Origin of the sequence: Leptospira harrisiae (assembly GCF_002811945.1) — a bacterium.
GTDB lineage: Bacteria > Spirochaetota > Leptospiria > Leptospirales > Leptospiraceae > Leptospira_A > Leptospira_A harrisiae.
Map to the genome: position 1 here is coordinate 1 of NZ_NPDX01000006.1, position 19,691 is coordinate 19,691.

Genomic DNA, 19,691 nt, shown 5'->3' on the forward strand with positions numbered 1-19,691 from the left:
TACAAGTCAACAGTCCCGTTCTTTGTCTTTTTCACCTAACAAAGTACTACATGAAATACAAAAAACCTTGCTTTGAAAACTCATGATCTCATGTTTCATCCATCCCTATGGAATTCTTTAAAATGATCCAATCCGGACTCACCTCTGTCTGGAAAATCCTTTCCGAAGGAATTAGAGCCAAACTTGCTTGGTTTACTGGCACCCTAATTGCACTTACGATTCTTTTACTTTCCATCATCACGGTTCGTCAACAGACGGCCATCCTCTCTGAGAGTTATGAAAAACAAGCAGCCGTCTCCAAAAATTTCATCGCAAGTTTGGTGATGGAGATTGAGAATATATCGCAAAACTTAATCCGGATCGAAGAATTCAAATCTAGAATAGAAAAACAAAGAGAAGAACTAAAAAAATATCGAACTGCGAAAGTAGTGACCCAAAAAAAAACGGTTTCTGTCTTTGGATTCCAAACCAATCTTTTTGGATCTCTTGGTACTTCCAAAGTAGTGAAGAAAGTAGACACTTTTTTTTCCGTTTATTTAACAAAAGATGATGTGGATGTTTTGGAACGGGAAATCCGTCACCAACTCCGAGAAGCAGCCAACAGAAATATCAGTGAAAAAGAATGGAACACTCTTGTTCACCTTGCCTCTTCTTATGTGCGCAACGAAGAAAAGTATTTGGAGATTCAAAAACAAACTCCACCAGAAGACCCAGATTCAAAAACTAATTGGGAAACAAATGTTAAAAATTTAAAAAAAGAAATTCGAAACCATAAATCACAACTAGATCTTTTTATCGCAAAGTTTTATGCAGATTCTAAAAAAAGAAAACTAGAAGAATTGGGTCTTGATACCAAACTCTTTCGCATCCAAACCTTTCCACTTTCTGCCATGATCCAAGGGGAAACTTCTCTTGCATCTTTTGACACACAGATCATCGATAACACATCTCCACTTGCAAAAATGGATCAGTTCGACTCGATGGAAGAGAGTTTAGTCGAGTCCTTCCAACGACTTTCAGATGATATTTCTTCACTAGATGAAAACGAAAAACAATATGTTTACGAATGGGAAGACAGAGAAATCCAAGCCCTCCACTCTCCCCTTTTCCGTCATCAAAACTCAACAAAAAGAGCATTCAACCTAAGTAGCGTTAAATCTAGTTTAGGAGACTACAGGGAAGTTATCAAAGAAGATTATCGAATCACAAACGAACTAGCCGAACTCATTCCGAAATTGAGAGAACGCATTCAATTTTTGAAAAATGCGAAACCACCCATCCCTCCAGCAAAGGACAAACTTTTTACAAGTTTTTATAAATCCTACGGGGAACTCATCACGGAGAGAGACAAAATTTTTGACGAAGTGACAGCAAACTATCCCATTCCCTTGGAAACTTGGGAAAAAATTGAAGCATTACGAAGTTTGCGAGACGTAACCTTGGAAGATTGGGTTTTGATGAAATTCAAAACAGATCCCACCGAATACGAACGTTATTACCAAGATCCAGACGCTCGAGAAATCCAAAGGAATCGGTGGAAGGCCATTCGCAAGTGGATTCTCACCGCCGAACAAGAAACTCCCACAAAAGAATTAAAAAAACTATTCCCCGATGGGAGTTTTGGTCATTCCCGAAGCGAATCAGAAGAAATCATGTGGAAGTTAGATGGAACTCATCTTCTGGAATCGGAAAATGTTCCAAACTTAGTTTTACGTGATAATTTTTCTGGGTTGATTCGAACATTGGTCGACAGAACGGATGGAATTCGGGCTATCAAAGACAATAGAAATCAAATTGTATTTACGGCGATTACTATCTGTTTGGTGGCAATTTTATTTGCAATTTTTATCTCTGGAGTTGTGGTCCAGAAAATTCGAAACATCATTCGAAGTGCAGAAGATGTAGGCCAAGGAAATCTTCATGTCCATTTTGATGATGGTGGGAATGATGAATTTGGAAACCTAACTGTTGCACTTAACCAGATGGTTTCCGGACTAAAAGAAAGAGAAAAAATGCGAGGAGTCCTCGGAAGTATGGTGGACCCGGTGGTGGTCGGAGAAGCTCTCAAAGATTTAGAAAAACTAAAACAAGGAAGTGAAAAAATCATCACTGCTTTCTTTTCTGATATTGCTGGATTTAGCACCATTTCGGAAAAATTAAATTCAAAGGAACTAGCCAATCTTCTCAACGAATACTTATCAGCCATGACCATCATCTTGAAACACCATGATGGAGTTTTGGATAAATACATTGGGGATGCCATAGTGGGAGTGTTTAATGCACCACTGGATGTGGAAAATCATTGTTTGAAAGCAGTATCTGCCAGTGTTGAAATGCGAGATAAACTTGAGGTATTAAAGGCTGAGTGGATAGAAAAAAATAAATACATCCCAGAAGCCCATACTATGAAGTTTCGCATTGGACTAAACATGGGTTATGCGAAAGTTGGATTTATGGGAACCGATGCCCTGGCTTCCTATACAATGATGGGTGATACTGTCAACTTAGCGGCACGACTAGAAGCGGCTGGAAAAGATTATGGTGTTTGTATTTTGGTTTCTGAATTTGTTCACGATGAAATCAAAGACCATTTTTTCACAAGAAAGTTGGACATTGTGCGTGTGAAGGGAAAAACCAAACCAGTCACTCTCTATGAGGTCAGAGCTAAAAAAGGCGATGAAACAGAAGAAGATCGTAAGTTTGTGGAAGCCTATGAAACTGCACTTTTTTCCTATTTAAACCGTAAGTTTGAGGAAGCAGGGAAAAAATTCTACACACTTCTCACCACAAATGGGGACGAAGCCTGCAAACTCCTGTGGGAACGGTGCCAATATTACTTAGAAACTCCCCCAGAACCAGACTGGGATGGGGCATTTACCAGGACAAAAAAGTAAGGAATCTGCGAAAAATTTCAATAAAATGGAAATTTCATCCAATAAAGTATAACAAATCCTTGCATTTTCAGAGGTGAATTTTAGAATTGGAATCACTCATCTTACAGGAGAAAAACCATGGCACTACGTTTAGGCGACGAAGCACCGAATTTCCAAGCGGAAACCTCTGAAGGCAAAATTGACTTTCATGAATTTTTAGGACAAGGTTGGGGGATTTTATTTTCTCACCCAAAAGACTACACTCCAGTTTGTACAACAGAACTCGGATACGTGGCAAAAATTAAACCAGAGTTCGAAAAACGTAATGTGAAAGTGATCGCACTTTCTGTTGACCCAGTCGACAGCCACAAAGGTTGGATCTCTGATATCAACGAAACACAAGGAACCAAAGTAAACTACCCTATCATTGCGGATGCGGATCGTAAGGTATCTAACCTTTATGATATGATCCACCCGAATGCAAGTGAAACTACCACAGTTCGTTCTGTATTTGTTGTTGGACCTGACAAAAAAGTAAAATTAACTCTTACTTATCCAGCTTCTACAGGCAGAAACTTTGATGAACTTTTGCGTGTGATTGATTCTTTACAACTCACTTCTCAGTTTAGCGTAGCAACTCCTGCAAACTGGAAAGATGGGGAAGACACAATCATCGTTCCTTCTGTTTCTGATGAAGATGCGAAGAAAAAATTTCCTAAGGGATTTAGAACTATCAAACCTTATTTGCGTTACACACCGCAACCAAACAAGTAATTTAAACTTGGCGGGTAATCCCACCCGCCTATTTTATACTTATGAATATCAAACTGAGTCGAATTGAATCCCCATACGTTTTAGAAGCAACGAATGAATCTGGTAATTCCATTCGCATCGATGCCTCTCCCGAAATTGGTGGAAAAAATTCTGGTCCAAGGCCTATGGAACTTTTGATCATGGGACTTGCTAGTTGTAGTAGCATTGATGTTTTGATGATTCTCGCCAAACATAGAATCGAAGTGAAAGACTATTCTGTGGAAGTGGATGCAGAAAGAGAAAAAGTCGAAGAAGCCAATCTCTTTAAAAACATCCATTTGAAGTTTAAAGTGAAAGGTGATTTTAATGAAGACCAAGTCAAACGTGCGGTTGATCTAAGTTTAGAAAAATACTGTTCCGTTGCCAAAACACTCGAAAAAACTGCAAAAATTACTTATGAATTTGAGTTAGTTCCCTAATTTCCAAGTCAATTAAAACATAAATGTTTCGATTCTATTTTGGAATTACCAAAGTAGGAAATGTTTGTTTTCCCTACTTTCGCATTTATTCCTATTTTAATTCGTTTAAGTCCCAATTGTATTCGTTATAAACAATTTTAGCATCTGGTTTGATAGTTTCTTCAAAACCTTCTTGCAAATATTGAATGAGAGTGGTTTTTTTTGTAAAATCTGTCTGGAACCAATTAAAGATTTTACTTAAGTACAAAGTGTTCGTTGTTTTATCGTAAGAGTTCTTTTTGGGATTTTTTAAGAAACCGAGTTTGGCTGACTGGAGTTGTTTTTCCAAATTAACTGCTGTATAGGCTTCCGAAGCTAAATTAGGACATCCAATTGATGCACATACAATGGCAAAGTGAATCCTTGGTTCATTAAAATCCTTTCTTAACTTCTCATGTTCAATCCAATCAAGATGTCTGGATTTTCCAAGGAGAGTATAGAATTCTTTTTTCCAAGGAATTCCGCGTGCTAAATTTATTTTAGAAAAAGGTGACCCAATTTCCGTAATACTTTCTACGGGATAATGATCCAAAATCAGTTTCACAGTAAAGGCATTGTATGCGTTGATTAAAAAACTTATTTTTTCTTTTTCGTTGAATCCTTGGTATTGCGCCTCGCTCACTTTAGAAAGAGATTCAAGATATTGTTTAAAGGAACCTTCTTCAGACTGAATTCCTTTATAGGAAACAAGTCCGTTCTTCACATTTTTCTTAAGGATAGAATCCCAAACAGAATGTTTATGATCAAAACTTTGGCCAAAAGCCCCTTGCCATAATCCAATACAAAGAAATGTAAAGAGAAATTGTTTCATAATGACCACCCGTTAACTTAGACTGACCTAATTTAATTTACGAACGAGATTTTTTACGATAAACTATTCAAATAACGACTGATCCCTTGGATCACTGGTGCTGGAATTTCATGACCGCCATTAAAAGCGATGAATTCACCTAAAAGTCCCGCATTTCGAAGTAACTTCTCTAATTTTTTTGCGTTCGCATAACCAAGAATAGGATCAAATTCTCCATGTGATTGAAAAAATCGTAAAATGGATTTTTTTGGGGCCAATTCATTCCAAAGAGATTCGTTGACAAGTGCCCCCGATAGGATCATGAGTCCCTTGGATATTTCTTCTGTTCGAAGCGTTAAGTCTGTAGCAAGCATAGCACCTTGGGAAAATCCACCTAAAATCAATTGGTTCCAAGGAACCCCAAGAGCATCTAACATTAAATAAGCGGCTTGACGAGCGACATCCATCCCTTCAGGGTCTTTGTCCGCGAAATTTCGAAAATCATTTTTTCGAATGGCTTCTTCTAATGCGACCGTATCAATCGGGAACCAGGCACGACCTGAATAACCAGGCATCAGAGGTACACTTAAATGCCCATGTGGGAAAACCCAATTGAATTTTTGGTCTGTGACTAAAACTTCATGGATAGGATACAAATCGAAAGCACTGGCTCCATAACCGTGAAACATAACTACAGTCGGTGCATCTGAGTCTCCCTTGACTCGAAGTACTTCCAAAGGTCCGAGAGATTCTAATTCGTTTTCATTATCTAACATAGTTTATCCGAAGAGTGAAGGTTGATCCTCATTTTTTGTATCAGAAGGAAAGTTGGTCACAGAAATTCCTAAAAGTCTTATTTTCTTCATTGGTTCTGTGTTTTCCTTCCATGCTGTTGCCAATAGATTCGAGGATTGTTGGAAAAGGTTGTCTGCCAAGTAGAAAACTGATTCGGAAGAAATAGATTTTTGTTTCACTGTAAAATCTTCATATTTGATTTTTAAGGTCAGCGTTTTTCCTTGTTTATTTTTCCGACCCATCCGCAATTCTAGTTCTTTAGATAAATTCTCTAATGTGAGTAACAAATAAGCAAAATCATCAGAGTCATGTGAAAATGTTGTCTCCACTCCAATAGATTTGGGATCGCGAAAAGGAACCACTTCCCGATCATCAAGCCCTCTGGCCATCCGATAAAAGACGGCACCCATTTTTCCAAATTCCCCAACTAAAAATGACTCCTCTGCTTTTCGTAGTTCCGAACCTTTTGTATATCCTAACTGAGAAAGACGTTCATATGTTTTTTTTCCAATTCCAAAAAAACTATATAAAGGAATATCATCTAAAAACTTTTTTTCTTCACCAGGTAATACCACATATAGTCCGTTAGGTTTGTTTTTTTCAGAGGCCATTTTTGCCAAAAATTTATTTTGGGCGACCCCTGCAGAACAAGTAAGTCCTGTTTGATCAAATATTTTTTTCCTAATTTCTTTTGCGATCGTACTCGCAAGTGGAATTTCTAATTTGTTTGATGTGACGTCTAAATATGCTTCGTCCAAGGACAATGGTTCCACCAAATCGGTATATTCCAAAAATATGGAACGGATTTCTTTGGAGATGGATTTATAAACTTCAAACCTTGGGGGAGTAAAAATTGCATCCGGACAAAGTTTATATGCCTGAAAACAAGAAATGGCAGAGCGGACACCAAACTTTCGTGCCTCGTAACTTGCCGCACAGACAACTCCCCTTGAATGCGGAGAACCACCCACAACAACTGGTTTTCCTCTCATTTCAGGGAAGTCTCTTTGTTCTACTGATGCATAAAATGCGTCCATATCGATATGGATGATCTTTTTCATTTCTCTTTTCTTACTTGAATCAAACTAAATCAAAAATCTCTTGCCAAATGTTTTTTGCAACGAATCCTTCATGAATTGTGAACACAAAACAAGCTCCGAAAATTTTGGTAGTCGATGATAACGAAACCAATATTGAAATTATCACTCATATTTTACTTGGACAAGGATATGAAGTAGCGGTTGCTTACGATGGTGAATATGCTTTGGAACTGGCGGAAGCACTTGACTTTGACTTAATTTTACTTGACATTTTGTTACCAGGGATCAGCGGGCTTGACGTAGCCAAACGTTTGCTTGTCATGGAAAGATCAAAAAACACCCCGATTCTATTTTTATCTGCTCTCAACGAAACAAGCGATATAGTCAAAGGGTTAGAAACTGGCGCAGTTGATTATATCACAAAACCATTTCAAGAATCCGAAATTTTAGCTAGGATTCGCACTCATATCAAAATTAAAACTTTAGAAAAAGAAAGAATCGACCTTTTACAAGCCATCCAAAAAGATTTGGAACTCGCGAAGTCAAACCAAGAGAATTTAGTGACTTTTCAATTCCCGCCTTCACCACTCTATCAAATTTATACATCTTACAAACCTATGGAACTGGTCGGAGGAGATTTGATCACCTATGATTTGTTACCTTCTGGTGATTTAGACATCCTCTTTGGAGATGTGACAGGGCATGGGATTGCCGCTGCGATGGTTTCTCTTATGGCTATCATCACTTTCAAAACCATGGATAAATCTTTTTTATCACCAAGCGAAAGTTTATATTGGATTCATAGTACACTTACACCTCTCATTAGTACTCATTTTATCAGTGCAATCTACTTACGATACAAAGCCGAAGAAAATCTTTTGTCTTACTCAATGGCTGGGCACCATCATATGTTTTTGATCCGAGAGAAAGAGATCATTAAACTTGGAACAAAGGGATTTTGTTTAATGATGTTCCCTGACCAACTCAATGCAGAAAACGAAGACATTTTTTTAATCTCAGGGGATAGGTTATTTTTGTTTTCTGACGGGATGTTTGAAGTTCCCAATGAAAATGAAGAATACTTAGGAGATCAAAAATTCGCTGAACTGATAGAAACTAGAATTCATCTTCCTTCCAAAGAATTTTTGGAATCAATCCAGGATGAAGTTTTGGTTTATTCTGGTGGGAAAGTAGCAGACGATATGACTATGTTACTTTTGGAAATCAAATGATCGATGAATTGTTAGCAATTTTAATTGCTTCTGGTTTATTGTTTGTGGCCTATTATTATCACAATGCATACAGAAGGGAAAAAAAACTTAGGCTGATACTTTTTAGAAAAAATTTAAGTAATTCGGAAGAAATTGAACGCACCATTCGCGAAAAAGAGAAACAATACCAAGACATTTATGATACTGCGAACTCAATTATCATTCGCTGGAGCCCTGATTTTAAAATCCATTCCATAAATCCGTATGCAGAAGAATTTTTTCAAATAGTTAAAGAAGCGGCAGAAGGCAAAGATGTTGTTTTGGATTTATTCCATATCCCATTTGATAAATCAAATGAAGTAAAATCACAGTTGTGGAATATTTTTCACAGACCAGAACAAAATATCCGTCAAGAATATGATGTATTCATTGGTGAGAATGACAAACGCACTGTTACATGGTCGAATCGAATTTTAAAAAATGAATTTGGATATCCATACGAGGTTTTATCCATCGGAAACGATATCACAAACAGAAAAATAGCAGAAGAAAATTTAATGAAATCCTATGAAAGGATTTTAGACCTTTATAACAATGCACCTTGCGGTTACCACTCACTCGACAAGGACAATACTATCGTTTCTATTAACGATACAGAACTTGAATGGTTGGGTTACAATAGAGAAGAAATAGTTGGAAATTTTAAATTCAGCAATTTACTCACTGAAAGTAGCCAAGATAAATATAAACTCATCACTGACTCTTTTCCAAACGAAAACTTAACAGGTGTAGAATTAGAATTTGTAAGAAAGGACAAATCAACTTTTTTTGTTAGCTTAAACTCTACAGCCACCTTTGACAGAGCTGGAAATTTTGTTATTAGTAAGTCAACTGTATTTGATATCACCGATCGTAAACTAGCAGAAGATAAATTAAACGATTATTCACAAAAAATCCAATTACAAAACAAACGTCTGCAAAAAGCAGTAGAAGCGGCGATCAAGGCAAATCGGTCTAAGTCAGTTTTCTTTTCTAAAATTACACATGAACTTAGGACTCCCCTACATGCAGTGATTGGATTTTCACAAATATTAGAAAAGGATCCAAACCTCCCTAATCATCTAAAAGGTTATGTGAATTCATTGTATGAAAACGGAGTCCATCTTCTAGGAATGATCAATGATATTTTGGACTTATCAAAAATTGAAGCTGGGAAAATGACAGAAACCAGAGAATCTTTTTCCTTGGTTCAACTTTGGGACACTTTGTTCTCTATGTTTTCCTATCGATTTTCTGAAAAATCTATCAGTTTTGAACTTTTGAATGCGACAACTATTGATTCTTGTTATTATGAATCAGATCTTCAAAAGATTCGCCAAATACTAGTTAATCTACTAGGAAATGCATTAAAGTTCACAAACCAAGGTTCTGTCAGTTTGGAAATTAAAATTACAAAAAATTCAGAACATTCATTTGATATGGTACAGTTTGTTGTCAAAGATACGGGAATCGGGATTCCCAATGACCAACTGCATTCAATTTTTGAAGCCTTCCAACAAACGGAACAAGGGAGTTCATATAAGGAAGGAACAGGACTTGGCCTCTCCATCTGTCACCAGTTAGTTGAATTTTTAAGTGGAACAATTTATGTAAAAAGCACAATTGGGGAAGGTTCTGAGTTTGGATTTGAAATTCCATTAACGCGATTAGAAAATATTCCGAAGGATTTAATACAAAAATCAAAAATTGGTCCAATCCACACAAAAGAACTGGGAGAAATCACAAAACAAGATGATTCAGAAGTGGAGTTTGTACAAAACTTTTTGAATGCTTCACCTCAGAACTTAAAAAAAGAAATCTTACAACTCATTCGAATTCAAAACTTTGGACAACTCATCGGTGTTCTGGATGCAATCCAAACCGAAGACAAAGGAAAACAAATTTTAGAGCAAAAAGTTAAAAACAAAAAATACAAATTCTTAATCGATTTAGTTCAGTCCTCTAATCCTTTAGAGTGACAATATTAATTTTTTGGTAACCTTTCAATTTTAATATATCTGTTACGAATACAAAAAATTCAAACTTAGTTTGTTTATCTACTTCAAGAACAACACTTGATTTTCCATCAACATTCATAGGGATTACATTCAAAAAAGATTCTTTTGGGGTTTCTTTTCCATCCAAATATATCGTACCTAAGTGGTTGATTGAAATTTTAAATTTAGGAGATTCTTCTCCAATTGATTCTGTTTTGGTTTTGGGTAAGTCGAGTTGTAAAGTGGATGTGGTCTCAGTAAATCGGACAGCCAACATTAAAAAAATGAGTAAGATAAATAAAACATCGATAAGACTACTGATATCAATCAGTGCATTCGAACTTGATTTACGGAGTTTCATTTTTGACTGAAAAATCCTTTACTAAAAGTTCGGAAATATAACGAATTTTGTTCTCAGCAAATCTGTGAAAATAAAGTGAAGGGATTGCCACAAGAAGACCTGCGATTGTAGTGTTGAGTGCATCTTTGATACCACCAGCTAACACTTCCAAGCTGACCTTCCCTTGCGATTCCATTGCTCCAAAGGCTGAATTGATCCCAATCACAGTCCCAAGTAAACCGAGGAGCATGGAAAGAGAAGCTATTGTCGGCAACCAGTGAATGGTTCTTTCCAAAGGAGAAAAGAATAATTCGAGTTCTTGTTCTGTTGGTTCCTTGGGAAAATATTGGACACGAATACGGTTATCCTCTAATTTCCGAAGTCCCAAAACGATTCGAAAGAAAAAATAGAAAGAAGTGAGTGAAAAACTAAAAAGAAGAATAAAAATCAAAATTGCGGGAATTGAAAATGTCCAATTCATGGATGTATCGACCTCTATGAACCAATACCAACTCCCATCCCAAGAAAAGAAACCGGAATATGTAAGAACCAATTTTGATGGAATCGCGAAAGCCTATGATCGATTCAATGATTGGAATAGCTTTTTTCTTCATAGAATCTGGAAGGATTGGGTGGTCAGAGAGGCCAAAAAGAGTGTTCCTACCGCAAAATCTGCCCTAGACCTTTGTTGTGGGACAGGTGACATCACTCTTCGCCTTTCCAAGGACCAAAGTCTAAGCCGAATCGTAGGCCTTGATTTTTCGGAAAAGATGTTATCCTTTGCCATCCACAAAATTCCAAAAGATCCAAAAGTGGAACTCCTCATAGGGGACGCCATGGACTTAAAACAATTTGCCGATGGGAGTTTTGATATTGTCACGATGGGATTTGGCCTTCGGAATGTTTCTGATCTTCGAAAGTGCCTTTTAGAAATCAAACGGGTGTTAAAGAAAGGTGGGGTTTTTGTAAATTTGGATGTGGGTCGTGTGAGACCAAACTTCTTGAAATTTTTTGCAGATTTTTATTTTTTCAAAATTGTTCCCTTATTCGGGTATTTACTCTACGGAAAGGAAAACGAGATGTTTGATTATCTACCTCATTCTTCCAAAACTTACCCAGACCAAGAAACCCTGGCAAAAATCCTCACGGAACTCGGATTTCAAAATGTTCGTTTCCAAAATTTTGTTTTTGGAAACGCGGTGGCACATGTAGCAACTCATTAAGAATGAATGGCAAACCAATTCGATTTATGTCTGATTAGTTTGAGAATTTGTACTTTTTTTTGATCAGCGTTCGTACTTTCCCCCAAAAATCCCATGGATTTCCCTAATTTTTATCAAAACTACGTTGATTTTTTAGGTGTTTTGTCGTTTAATTCACTATGCAGGTAGGAAATCTCTATATGAATCGATGGTTAGTTCTTTTTACAATTCCTCTTCTCTTATTGGACTGCTCCAATAAAAAGAAGGGTTTATTACTTCTCCCATTTTTGGGTTTAGGAGATGGAACGCAACAAGCGGCCACATCTTCTGCCAATACCGGTGACGGTACATTTACAGTGGTTGGATTGGAAACAACAGACCCAACGCAGGTCACTGCTCCATCGACACCTACTGATGGTGCTACGTCTGGCGACCAAACCACAACAACACCAGAAGTAACAACACCGGCTCCAGCGACTCCTGCTCCGACCACTGTCAACAATGACACTACTGTTGTGGTTGTAGACCAAACCAACGGTGGAAGTTTTAATTTTGAAACCAACATTACAGTCCCTGTCACCGTAGTCGTTGGAAATGAATCAGGTCCTATCGCCAATGCTCCTGTGACCATTACGGAAACAACAACAACGGGTGATCCAAATGTTGTTGGAGTCGGAACCACTGATTCCAATGGTTCTGTAACCATTCCGATCAGTGTTCCTCCTACAGTGACAACTGTAGAAATCAGTGTGATTGGGGTGAATCCAACCACCGGTGAAGTGGTGGAAATTACAGGATCAGCTCCTGTTCAACAACCTGCGCCTGCAAATGGTTCTGGATCTGGCACAGGTACAGTTGTCGTTGCCCCAGTTATCAATGTAGATACAACCAACTTCCAACCAGTTAATGGTTGTGTGCAAGCTGTCGACTCCGATTGTGATGGGGTAGCAAATGCGTATGATGAATTCCCTAATGATCCAAGTCTTGCCACAACGGCTCGTTCAGGCAGATATACTATTGCTTTTGAGGATATGTATCCTTCGGCTGGTGATGCAGATTTAAATGATCACTCTACTGTATTTAGCACAGAGATGGATAAAACTCCAACAAACAAGGTAAAGACGATCCGAGGTACCTACACTCATGTAGCCAAAGGTGCAGGTTACAACCACGAACTCAGACTCTCTTTAGATGTTCCAACCAATGCAACAGTGCAAGTGAGTTATGTTGACGGAAGCGGAAAACCATGGAATGGATGTGCCGCTGCTTCAAAATACACTGCCAATGCCACTGGAGATTGTACTGGAGGAACTCTAAATCAATCTCAACTCAAGAGAGGAGTTTTGATACTCCCAAGTTCTGATAAAACTCTATTTGGAAGTAAAAATGCCCCAAGTGCAGGAACAACTTTCACAATCAATGACTTTGTTCGTGGTGTAACAGCACATGTGACAATTACTTTTGAAGAACCAGTCGATTTGAATGCAACAAAGAACCTAGTTGGTGGACACCTCAACTACTTCCTAGCAATCAACCAAAAGACAGATGGTGTGTTCCGACAAATCTATCGTCCTGGTTACTATACAAAGTCCGGTAAAGATGCATTCTTAGATAGCAAAGGATTCCCATGGGCTATTATCGTTCCGGGAGTTTTTAACCATCCTACTGAAGGTGCTGACATTCGTAAGACATCTACATCTGGTTATATTTTCTTTAACGATTGGGTAACTTCAAATGGAGTCCTTCATAAAGACTGGTATTTACAAGTAGATCAAATCCCTTCAGCAACACGGCCATCTTATGTGGTTCGAGTCAGTGATTTCTATATAGACAATGGATTTTCAGCCTACCTAATCAAAGCAGTTCGCAAAAATGCTTGGGAAGTTTCTGCAAGTTTGATTGTCGTAGGAGCAGCCCTCGGGTTCCTAATGAAAAAACGATTGGGAAAACAACAAGCCGCTTAATAGGCAGCATTCCTACCTACGAAAAGAAATCCTTCCTTCATTCTATGGGGGGAGGATTTTTTGTTTTATGACCTCTGTCCTTCGATTTGCAACAAACGAATATTTCCTTTCAGGAAACTTTGAATCCGATTTAACTTCACAAAATCCTATCCTTGTGGATCCACTCTGGAAAGGAACTAAACTCGAGGATCATCTAAATCATTTCCCTCTTCCCACTTTTACTTCTGATCATTCATTTTGTCTTGTCACTTCAGGTTCTACCGGGCTTCCCAAAATGGTATGGAAAGAATGGGAAGAAATTCAAAGAGAAGTTTCTTATTGGACAAATGTACCAGAAATCAAAACTCTTATGAGTCAGACGAATAAGGTACAGGTACAAGTTCCCCTCTGCCATCTGTATGGATTGCTTTGGGGGTTTTTTATTCCCAAACGACTCGGAATCCAAATCCATTGGACTTCAAGTCCTACAGCTGGGGATTTATGGATCACTTCGGCACCACAGTTACAAAGAGCCTTAGATTCAAAAACCCCACTTCCTCGCACGGCAATTGTATCAGGAATGAAATTTCCTGTCCCACTGGCCCGGCACCTGCGGGAGTTAGGTGGAATCTCTGTGACGGAAATATACGGATCAACAGAAACAGGAGGGATTGGATTTCGTGACCCACTCCGACAAAACAGGTTTCAAATCCTTTCAGGCATAGAAACAAAGGTGCAATCAGAAGAAGGTATCTCGGAAACAGAACTTCAAATTCGAAGCCCTTTTTTATCTCATAAATCCTTTCTTTTAAAAGACAATGGTTGGGAAAAACAAACCACACCACCTAGCGAATATTATTCTGTAGGTGATTTAGGAAACTTAACTGACTTAGGATGGTTCCTTCTCGGACGAAAAGACCGAATTATCAAACACAACGGAAAACGTGTTTCCTTGGACCGGATTGAATCTGAAATTTTGGGATTGGGTTTGGGAGGGGAATTTGTATGTGTTCCCTTAAAGGATGAATTAGGAGATACCATTGGACTATTTTATTCAGGTAACTATGCAGCATCTGAAATTTTACAAATATTGAGAAGGGAGTTACCAGTAAGCCATATTCCAAAGGTGTTACTTTCCAATCCTACTTTGCCAAAACTTCCCAATGGGAAACCTGATTATCAAACCATCACCCAACTCTGTTTTGAGGAATTTCAATCCTTAAAAACTGAAAAGTTAAATTTAAAGGCTTTTGAACCTACAAATTCTCAATCCAGTATTCTGGAAATTTTAGAATCCATCTTGGGAATACAACCAGATCCCAACCAACATTTAGTTTATGATTACGGAATGGATTCGATTCAATACGCCGATTTGATGTTAAGATTAGAAAAAAAAATAAAACATAAAATCCCAGAAGAAGACAAACGAACTAGTTATTTTGCCAGTGCTTCTGGGATAGAAGAGTATATCAAAGAAAAACTCTATTTATTGGAATGAGTTTGTTTTATCTTAATTTTACGAAAATCCAGTTTGTATCAGATGGTAAATCGTGATACAAATGAATCACTACGTTAGTTGGTTTCATTTTATATGTAAATACGTAATTAAAAGTGATGTCTAAGTTGCCTGAAACCATCCCTTCTTTAAATCTTCCATAAAAAATTCTATTATTGGTACAAATTGCAACTTCTGTAAAAAAGTTTTTGCCAACTGCTGTTTGGATAGGAACATTAGCAAGCTCTGACTCATACTTATTGTATAACAATATTTTTCCACTTCCATCTACTTTTACGATTCCAAATGACGCTGCGTCAGCCTCGGCTTGCGTTAGCGTTCCAAGTTTGCCAAGGATATTTGGGTCTATGAATTTGCTCATTAATTACATTCCTATTTGAATTTTTTTAAGTTTCGTATTCTGAATACATAGAATTTAATTGTTCTTCCATGCCGTGGATAAGCCCAATTACTTCTTCTATAGAATTTGTTTTTGTTTGTTCTAACAATGTTTCCTTTTCCGCATACAAAGCTTCTATTTGTGAGATCAAATCTTTAGTGACTTCGATGAGACTGGTTACATCTTCTGCACCATTCACTTGGTTGCGAACAAGTTCATTGATCCAGTAAATTACAGAGTTTTGCGATTTAGCTTTTTCTAAACGCAATCGCTCCTCTAGAGGATAGTGTTCTTCAATTTCCCTTTTGGTAAATATCATAGTCTAAACCATTAGATGGGGGAATGTTCCAATTTCTCTTAAAAAAAATAAAAAACTGAACTACTCAATGAGAAATAATAAAAATAAATTTGAAGTCATTAACGAAAAATATGAGATCTCCAAACAACTGAACCGTCTGGATGGATTCCTAGTAACAATACTCATTGGGCTTGTTGTAACTGTCATTGTTCAACTTATGGTTGCCAGTTCCCCTTCTCCCTTCCCGATTTTTATTGGCATAACTACTTTTGCACTCACCATTTCATTTTTGTATCTAACATACAAAAAAAGAAAATTCGTAAAGTTATGGGCTGGCGAAAGGTCTCAATCAGTGGATCCCGTGCTTTTACTATCTGGATACGGAATCGACATTCAAGATTATTCAGAATCCTTATTAGAAAATTGTTCCTCTCTCCATAATCGGTTGGATGCAATCAGCCAACATATTGTTGACCTAAACGATAAAATTCATACTACAGGGCAAGATATCGACCGTGTGTATCAAATTGTTTCCCAACTCGCTACTGAGGAAGTAAAACTAATGGAAGCAGTTGGAAAAACATCGGAAGAAATCGATATCATGTTTGATATCGTAAACATAGTCATCGCTGAAATCCAAAGTCGAAATGAAACAATGGAGAATTTAGTTTTTTTAAGTAAGGATGGAAGAACCAAAGTTGCGGACACAAATAAAACCATTAAAAAATTCAGTGAATCATCTGGAAATATATTGAAGTTGATCGATTTTATCAACGGGGTTTCCAAAGAAACAAACCTCCTTGCCATCAATGCAGCCATTGAAGCCACTCATTCTGGATCGGAAAGCAAAGGTTTTACAGTGATTGCAGATGAAATTGGAAAACTATCAACTGTCACCGCAAACAATGCAAAACAAATCACAAAAATCTTAAAAGAAAATATCAATGATTATGGAAAAGCAGAAAAACTAGGTATTGAATCAGGCAATGCGTTTCAATTCATCGCTGACGAAATTCATATAGTTCATGGAACCATTGCTGAAGTCATTCAATCCATCCACGAATTAAAATCGAGAGGTTCTGCCATTCTATCAAAAGCGAAAACTCTGGATGATGTAGCAGAACGAGTGAGGGATACATCCGGAGAGGTTTATGGTGAAATTGTTACCATTCACACAAATTTGGAAGATGTCCAAGGACTATCAGATACCATCCAAAAGGAATGTGAAGAAATTCATAGTGCACAACGTGAGATTTTACTACTCACTGGAAATTTAAAAAGGCAACTCAAAGAAATTTCAAATCAAACCGACGAAATTTTGGGTGTATCTTAATTTTTTTTGTTCTTTTAATGAAAAAGAAAATGTAGACCGATCATTCTATATTTTCATTCTTGTGTTTATGAGACACAGAGAAATTCTTTTAGAATACAAAGTCCATCCTTTATGGCATTTTTTAGAGCAAACTTACGGGTTCGAACAAGCCTTTCGAATGTTTAAACCATATGAAGGTGCCAATATTTTGCCAAAACTTTTAGACCAAAATACCATGGTTGTGTCTATGCCCCTAATTCTTTCAAACACGAATTATGTGGGAACCCATTTTGGAGGATCGCTCTACTCTATGTGTGATCCTTTTTTTATGTTTTTATTAATGATGAATTTGGGAAAAGATTATATGGTGTGGGACAAAGGGGCAAAAATTGATTTTGTAAAACCCGGAGAAGGTACAGTCACTGCAACCTTCCATATCCCAAACAGTGAATTTGAAGATATAAAAGAATTCTTAAAAAAAGAGAAAAAAACAATTCGAACCTATGAAACAGAAGTGGTAGGTGAAGACGGAAAAACTGTAGCAAAGGTTACAAAAGATTTGTACATTCGTAGACTGACTTAAAATCTAAAACTGAATTCGATTGTTTCCGTCAAACGCAGACCGAGGCAATCGGAATTCTAATCTAGACCTAGACTTAAGTCGTATATAAGACGCACCTTTTGGACATTCTCCTGACCATTCAAAACCTTGGTTGGATTCTGAAAATAACTCTTGTTTAATGATGACTCTGTCGGAATTTAAAAATAAAATTTCGACTACTAAACTCTTACTTTTTGTTTCCAAAACAATCCTTCCTGCTCGTGAAGGACCAAATTCAGAAAGTTTCCATTCCCAAACTTTTCCATGAAATTCATATTCATAGTTAGGTGAACGGGGAGGGATTGTGGCTGCAGTTTGGTATTCTCCCAATCGATTTTTTCGGAATTCGGAACCAATTCCCAAATCCCAAAATTTCCCTGAATCAAAAAGAGCATAATTGAGAGGAAGGCCTACCGAAAGGATTAATAACAAAGGAGAAAACCAAATGGTTTTTCGAAATTTATCAAACGTAGGAGAAAATCCAGATCCTTTTTCACCGAATAAAATTAGATAAAAACAAAGAAAAGCCCCATCAGAGTTTTGGATTTGTACTCCGAAAAATAGCGGAATGATTAGTAACAAACTTTGTTTCCATAACCCACGTTCCCAAATAAATATACCGATATAAAATAAAAATATAAAAGCGCCAATCATACCTAAGTCATGAACTAGCCACAAATAAAAGTTTGGTGGAAAATCAATCATTCCGTTAGAAGTTTTTGTTCCAACCCGTAAAGGATCAAGTAAACCTAAAGGGAAGGAACCTATTCCATTTCCTAACCATAGATTATTTTTAATCCCTTCCATACAAATGGTGAGCAGTTCTGCACGAACTAAATCCATACGTTTTAAAGCAGTATATGGCTCTGTTTTCCAAACGGCTATAGCATCCATAGTTCGTTTGGACAATTCCACTAAATCCCAATCTTTTTTTAGAAAACTTAGTCCATACAATATTAGGAAAAAAAACAGAGGGAGAAAAACGTAAGACCCAATTCTTATGATTCTTTTTTTGGTAATTGAAACAATCCACAAATCGGTTGTTAAATGAATTAAGCCGACTGCATTACTAATGATCCATATCACCCAAAACGCTTTTCCTTGTCCCAGACCAAGCCAAGTCACAAATAAAGATGTAACAATCGCAAGAACCAAACTAAATCTTTCTTTGGACTTACGCCAATTGGAGATGAGTTTAGAAATCCAAAGGAGAGAAAGAATAGGAAGGATCCAAGAGGCGGAACCCGAGTCTTGCAAAAGTCCGGTTGTACGTCCTACTTTGACACTTTCTAAAGTTCCCTCAGAGAAAAAATCCAAACTCCAAATAGATTGGATGCTCATCACAAGTAAGTTGATTCCCAATCCTAAAAAAATCCCAAACCGAAGTTGCTCCGACAAACTATCCTTAGACGGTGTTGGCATAGATCGTTCTTCCGAAAAAAGATACAATACCACAAAAGCAGTGGGGACTAAAATCTTACACGAAAGTCCCATTGCCTCCCGAGAGGAAAGAGAAGGAAAATACAGATACTCCTGGATTCCAAGACCACTGACAAGACCCAATCCCTGGTACTGGAGAAAACAAAGGATGGTCAAAAGAAAAAGAAAAAATATAAATCCAAAATAAGTGGAATACCAAATGGGAAGAATAGATTTCCCGGTTGGATTACGAATCATCCAATCGGTGAGAATTTGTTCGGATTGTTTGGGAAGTGCCGTTTCATTCCTCCCAAGAAGGACAAGGACAACTTCTCTTGCCCAGATTCCTAGAATGGATCCGAGAAACAATCCAACAAGCTGGTAAGAACCAACCATGGGCAGTCCTGACAAATATGGTAACCTGAGGAATGTAAAAACTCCAAGTGCAGTAAAGATCCGACCCCACTTCCTTTGGTACATTTGGGGAAAAAATCCAAAAGCAAATTGTAAAAGAAAAGAAGGATAAAAAGAAAAACCGGGGACTGGTTCTACATACCTGTACAAAGTCCAAAGAGAGAACGTTAGAATAGAAAAAAATAGCAGATCAAAAAAGGGTAAGGAGCGCAGCCGACCTAGAAAACTCACGATAGAGAGAGTTTAGAGAA

General features: G+C 37.4%; 18 protein-coding genes. 10 read left to right on the forward strand and 8 right to left on the reverse strand.

All coding sequences use genetic code 11. The annotated features are described in order from the left end of the window. Window positions 1-122: 122 nt before the first annotated feature. The 3 genes from CH364_RS16150 to CH364_RS16160 all read left to right on the forward strand — a co-directional run bounded on the left by CH364_RS16150 (window position 123) and on the right by CH364_RS16160 (window position 4,105). The gene (locus CH364_RS16150; RefSeq protein ID WP_100745062.1) at window positions 123-2,894 is read left to right on the forward strand and encodes an adenylate/guanylate cyclase domain-containing protein; all 2,772 of its coding nucleotides are present in this window, start codon (window positions 123-125) and stop codon (window positions 2,892-2,894) included. Window positions 2,895-3,011: 117 nt separating this feature from the next. Further along, window positions 3,012-3,647 carry a peroxiredoxin gene (locus CH364_RS16155; protein WP_100744986.1) on the forward strand — a complete coding sequence of 212 codons (636 nt, stop codon included), beginning with the start codon at window positions 3,012-3,014 and terminating at the stop codon, window positions 3,645-3,647. Window positions 3,648-3,688: 41 nt separating this feature from the next. Next, window positions 3,689-4,105 (forward strand): OsmC family protein, encoded by a 417-nt coding sequence (locus CH364_RS16160; protein WP_100744985.1) that lies wholly within the window; start codon window positions 3,689-3,691, stop codon window positions 4,103-4,105. A 91-nt stretch (window positions 4,106-4,196) separates the two neighbouring features. Here the strand turns inward: CH364_RS16160 and CH364_RS16165 are convergent, their stop codons facing one another. From CH364_RS16165 to dinB, 3 genes are read right to left on the reverse strand one after another with little or no spacing between them, the layout of a single operon-like run. Beyond that, window positions 4,197-4,955: a DUF547 domain-containing protein gene (locus tag CH364_RS16165; protein ID WP_100744984.1), complete on the reverse strand. Its 759-nt coding sequence runs from the start codon at window positions 4,953-4,955 to the stop codon at window positions 4,197-4,199. A 53-nt stretch (window positions 4,956-5,008) separates the two neighbouring features. Continuing rightward, complete coding sequence (locus tag CH364_RS16170; RefSeq protein ID WP_100744983.1) at window positions 5,009-5,710, reverse strand: alpha/beta hydrolase; 702 nt, start codon at window positions 5,708-5,710, stop codon at window positions 5,009-5,011. Between the two features lie 3 nt (window positions 5,711-5,713). Further along, window positions 5,714-6,790, reverse strand: a complete 1,077-nt coding sequence (gene dinB, locus CH364_RS16175) for a DNA polymerase IV (protein WP_100744982.1) — start codon at window positions 6,788-6,790, stop codon at window positions 5,714-5,716. 77 nt (window positions 6,791-6,867) lie between these two features. On the opposite strand from dinB, the gene CH364_RS16180 reads away from it, so the two are divergent. Both CH364_RS16180 and CH364_RS16185 read left to right on the forward strand, forming a co-directional pair. Next, window positions 6,868-8,001 carry a PP2C family protein-serine/threonine phosphatase gene (locus tag CH364_RS16180; RefSeq protein ID WP_207762307.1) on the forward strand — a complete coding sequence of 378 codons (1,134 nt, stop codon included), beginning with the start codon at window positions 6,868-6,870 and terminating at the stop codon, window positions 7,999-8,001. Beyond that, a complete protein-coding gene (locus tag CH364_RS16185; RefSeq protein ID WP_100744980.1) occupies window positions 7,998-9,998 on the forward strand; it encodes a PAS domain-containing sensor histidine kinase in 2,001 nt (666 codons plus the stop codon). Before CH364_RS16180 ends, CH364_RS16185 begins: the two co-directional genes overlap by 4 nt. Here the strand turns inward: CH364_RS16185 and CH364_RS16190 are convergent. After that, on the reverse strand, window positions 9,982-10,377 hold the full coding sequence (locus tag CH364_RS16190) for an ExbD/TolR family protein (RefSeq protein WP_100744979.1): 396 nt from the start codon (window positions 10,375-10,377) through the stop codon (window positions 9,982-9,984). The genes CH364_RS16185 and CH364_RS16190 overlap by 17 nt on opposite strands. Beyond that, complete coding sequence (locus tag CH364_RS16195; RefSeq protein ID WP_207762306.1) at window positions 10,364-10,837, reverse strand: MotA/TolQ/ExbB proton channel family protein; 474 nt, start codon at window positions 10,835-10,837, stop codon at window positions 10,364-10,366. Before CH364_RS16195 ends, CH364_RS16190 begins: the two co-directional genes overlap by 14 nt. Before the next feature lie 16 nt (window positions 10,838-10,853). Between CH364_RS16195 and CH364_RS16200 the strand changes: the two genes are divergently transcribed. The 3 genes from CH364_RS16200 to CH364_RS16210 all read left to right on the forward strand — a co-directional run bounded on the left by CH364_RS16200 (window position 10,854) and on the right by CH364_RS16210 (window position 14,999). Then, complete coding sequence (locus tag CH364_RS16200; protein ID WP_100744977.1) at window positions 10,854-11,579, forward strand: ubiquinone/menaquinone biosynthesis methyltransferase; 726 nt, start codon at window positions 10,854-10,856, stop codon at window positions 11,577-11,579. Window positions 11,580-11,758: 179 nt separating this feature from the next. Then, the gene (locus CH364_RS16205; RefSeq protein WP_100744976.1) at window positions 11,759-13,522 is read left to right on the forward strand and encodes an LruC domain-containing protein; all 1,764 of its coding nucleotides are present in this window, start codon (window positions 11,759-11,761) and stop codon (window positions 13,520-13,522) included. Window positions 13,523-13,589: 67 nt separating this feature from the next. Continuing rightward, window positions 13,590-14,999, forward strand: coding sequence for an AMP-binding protein (locus CH364_RS16210; protein WP_100744975.1), 1,410 nt, complete (start codon window positions 13,590-13,592; stop codon window positions 14,997-14,999). Between the two features lie 7 nt (window positions 15,000-15,006). On the opposite strand, the gene CH364_RS16215 is transcribed toward CH364_RS16210, so the two are convergent. Together CH364_RS16215 and CH364_RS16220 are read right to left on the reverse strand one after the other, a co-directional pair. Next, entirely contained in the window at window positions 15,007-15,378 is a 372-nt protein-coding gene (locus CH364_RS16215; protein WP_100744974.1) for a PAS domain-containing protein, read from the reverse strand. 25 nt (window positions 15,379-15,403) lie between these two features. Next, window positions 15,404-15,715 carry a hypothetical protein gene (locus CH364_RS16220; protein ID WP_100744973.1) on the reverse strand — a complete coding sequence of 104 codons (312 nt, stop codon included), beginning with the start codon at window positions 15,713-15,715 and terminating at the stop codon, window positions 15,404-15,406. 67 nt (window positions 15,716-15,782) lie between these two features. Here CH364_RS16220 and CH364_RS16225 point away from each other — a divergent pair, with 67 nt between their 5' ends. Both CH364_RS16225 and CH364_RS16230 read left to right on the forward strand, forming a co-directional pair. After that, window positions 15,783-17,027, forward strand: a complete 1,245-nt coding sequence (locus CH364_RS16225) for a methyl-accepting chemotaxis protein (RefSeq protein WP_100744972.1) — start codon at window positions 15,783-15,785, stop codon at window positions 17,025-17,027. A gap of 67 nt (window positions 17,028-17,094) precedes the next feature. Further along, entirely contained in the window at window positions 17,095-17,589 is a 495-nt protein-coding gene (locus tag CH364_RS16230; protein WP_100745061.1) for a DUF4442 domain-containing protein, read from the forward strand. 3 nt (window positions 17,590-17,592) lie between these two features. On the opposite strand, the gene CH364_RS16235 is transcribed toward CH364_RS16230, so the two are convergent. Next, complete coding sequence (locus CH364_RS16235) at window positions 17,593-19,671, reverse strand: hypothetical protein (RefSeq protein WP_243401441.1); 2,079 nt, start codon at window positions 19,669-19,671, stop codon at window positions 17,593-17,595. Window positions 19,672-19,691 lie beyond the last annotated feature (20 nt).